Annotated in this window: 3 protein-coding genes; 1 reads left to right on the forward strand and 2 read right to left on the reverse strand. The window is 69.1% G+C overall.

Translation table 11 applies throughout. The features are described 5' to 3' along the window. On the forward strand, positions 1 to 539 hold a 539-nt coding region (locus ACFWF3_RS30265), incomplete at its 5' end, for a hypothetical protein (RefSeq protein WP_379317073.1). A 34-nt stretch (positions 540 to 573) separates the two neighbouring features. On the opposite strand, the gene ACFWF3_RS30270 is transcribed toward ACFWF3_RS30265, so the two are convergent. Both ACFWF3_RS30270 and ACFWF3_RS30275 read right to left on the reverse strand, forming a co-directional pair. Beyond that, positions 574 to 747 (reverse strand): hypothetical protein, encoded by a 174-nt coding sequence (locus tag ACFWF3_RS30270; protein WP_378992616.1) that lies wholly within the window; start codon positions 745 to 747, stop codon positions 574 to 576. A 124-nt stretch (positions 748 to 871) separates the two neighbouring features. Beyond that, positions 872 to 3,030: cation-translocating P-type ATPase (locus tag ACFWF3_RS30275; RefSeq protein WP_379317075.1), on the reverse strand; the 2,159-nt coding region annotated here is incomplete at its 5' end.

Genomic DNA, 3,030 nt, shown 5'->3' on the forward strand with positions numbered 1-3,030 from the left:
GGCCCGCGCCCGGCGAGCAGGTCGAGCACTACCTGGTCGACGCGAAGGCTTCCCTCGACGGCGCCGATACCGACCAGCACTGGGCGCTGGTGTCGTTCACCGAATACATCGCACCCCAACAGCTTCCGGCCACGGCCGACGGCTTGCGGATCTCCGGGGTGATCCAGCACGTGCCGGTCGACCGGGTGCAGACACCGGTGATCACCGTCGCGACGCCGGGCGGTGACGAACCCGCGGTGAAGTCCGGCGAGGCAGCCGCGGGATTGGTCGCGGCCCAGCAGTTCCGCGACGAGCGCAGCGCCGCGATCGCGCACGTCACCGAGAGCCGCCTGCGTGCGGGCTGCGCGTGCACGGCGGGCCTCGTGGTGCGCGGCACCCTGCCCCAATTACGTGACCTGGCAACACAACCCGGCGTCAGAGCAGTGCAGGCGTTGCCGGCCGACGCCGTCGCGGGACGGTTCGCGGTGAGTCCCCTACTTCCCGGCAGCAGCGACACCGTCACACCGAGCCCCGACGACGGCCCGGTTCCCACCGAGTAGGTCCGCGCCGCTCGATCGCGCCGAGCCGCTGCGTCTACGGCCGATCACTGCCGCGACGCGTCTCGGCCATCACCCACAGCTCGCGGGCCCGGTCGACATCTCCGGCCTGGTCATAAGCGGCTGCCATCAATTCCAGCGCATCGACGTCGAGCCGATCGATCTGCCCGATGAGGTCGGCGAACAGATCATCCAATTCGTCGGGGGTCACCGGGTGGTCCCGAGACGGTGCGACAGCGGCAGCAATACCTCCATAACCGGCAAAGGTACTCCAACACCGAATGTTCGTCGGGCACAAGGGTTCTCGAAACCACCAGACCCGCGTCAGCGGCCGGTCACGCCCCCTGCGCGCCCACCGGGGGAAAGAGCTTGCCCGCGCCGCCGGAGCGCCGCGCCTGCACCCACCATGCCAGCTCGACCAGCACGATGCCGATCACACCGCAGACCACCGCCGCCAGCGTCAGGCGCGGGTTGGACGGGTCGAGTTTGAAGAACTCGCGGGTGAACGGGATCGTGAACAGCGCGACATAGGCCAGCACGGACACCGCGATCAGCACCACCTTCCACCACACATACGGCCGCGCGACCAGCACGAGCACCCACACCGCGATCATGATCAGCGTGATCAACGCGGTGGTGCCCGCCTGCACCTTCTGCGTTTCCGTGGCTTCCGGTCCGGCGTAGGCGATGAGGTAGGCCACGAACGTCGCCACGCCGATCACCACGCCCGAGGGCACGGCCAGACGCATCACCCGGCCGACGAAGCCGGTGCGGGCGCGCTCGTTGTTGGGCGCGAGCGAGAGCACGAACGCGGGGATGCCGATGGTGAACCAGGCCGCGATGGTGACGTGGCGCGGCAGGAACGGATACCCGATGGGGTCGTAGCCGAAGATCTGCGAGCCGACACCGGCCAGCCCGACGAGGAAGGCCAGCAGCACCGAGTACACGGTCTTGGTGAGGAACAGGTTCGAGACGCGTTCGATATTGCCGATCACCCGGCGCCCCTCCCCCACCACGTAGGGCAGGGTCGCGAACTTGTTGTCCAGCAACACGATCTGCGCCACCGCGCGGGTGGCCGGGCTACCGGCGCCCATCGCGACACCGATATCGGCGTCCTTGAGCGCCAGCACGTCGTTGACGCCGTCACCGGTCATGGCGACGGTGTGCCCGCGCGATTGCAGCGCACCGACCATGGCGCGCTTCTGATCGGGACGCACCCGGCCGAAGGTGGTTTCGTGATCGAGCACGTCGGCGAGCGCGGCCGGATCGTCGGGCAGGGTGCGCGCGTCGACGGCGTGGTCACCGCCGGGCAGGTCGAGCGAGGAGGCGACCGCGCCGACCGATACGGCGTTGTCGCCGGAGATCACCTTGATCGAGACCTGCTGACTCGCGAAGTATTCCAGCGTCGCCTTGGCATCGGGCCGCACCTTCTGTTCGAGCACCACCAGCGCGGCGGGCTCGACCCGGCCTGGCGCGTCCTCGGCGTCGACCGCACGGTCGCTGCGTGCCAGCAGCAGCACGCGCAGCCCCGACGAGCCCAGTTGCTCGGCGTGGGCGGCGTCCTCGGAGTCGGGGTCGAGCAGCACGTCGGCGGCGCCGAGCAGCCAATCACCGTGGTCGCCATAGGAAATACCGCTCCACTTCTTGGCCGAGGAGAACGGCGCGACGGCGGTCTGCGACCAGCCGGGCGAGTCGGGCAGCGCTTCGGCGATGGCCTGGACGCTGGCATTGGGGCGCGGATCGTCGCTCGCCAGCGCGGCCAGCGCGGCCTTCACCTGTGCCTCGTCGAACGCGCCGAGCGGTTCGACCTGCGCCAGGCGCATACCGTTCTCGGTGAGCGTGCCGGTCTTGTCGGCGCACACTACGTCGACCCTGGCCAGGCCCTCGATCGCGGGCAATTCCTGCACCAGGCACTGACGTTTACCCAGGCGGACCACACCGACCGCGAAGGCGATCGACGTCATCAGGACCAGGCCCTCGGGGACCATCGGCACCAACGCCGCGACCATGCCGGTGACGGCCGGGCGCCACGATTCCCCGCTCGAGACCAGCTGGTTGTAGATGCTGAGCAGGCCGGCGGGAATGAGCAGGTAGGTGATGAATTTCAGGATCTTGTCGATGCCCGAACGCAATTCGGAGTGCACCAGCGTGAACTTGCTGGCCTCCTCGGCCAGTTTCGCCGCGTAGGCGTCCTTGCCGACCTTGGTGGCGCGGTAGGCGCCCGAACCCGACACCACGAAACTGCCCGACATCACCGGCGCGCCGACGCCCTTGTCGATCGGGTCGGCCTCGCCGGTCAGCAGCGATTCGTCGATCTCGAGCGCGGCGGCCTCCTCGACCTCACCGTCGACCACGATCTGGTCGCCGGGGCCGAGCTCGATCAGATCGTCGAGCACCACTTCGCCGGGGGAGATCTGCTGGGCGACGCCGTCGCGGCGCACCGTCGGCTTGGCCTGGCTGACGATCGCCAGCTCGTCCAGGGTCCGTTTCGCCC

This window comes from Nocardia sp. NPDC060220, from assembly GCF_042727815.1.
Taxonomy (GTDB): Bacteria; Actinomycetota; Actinomycetes; order Mycobacteriales; family Mycobacteriaceae; genus Nocardia.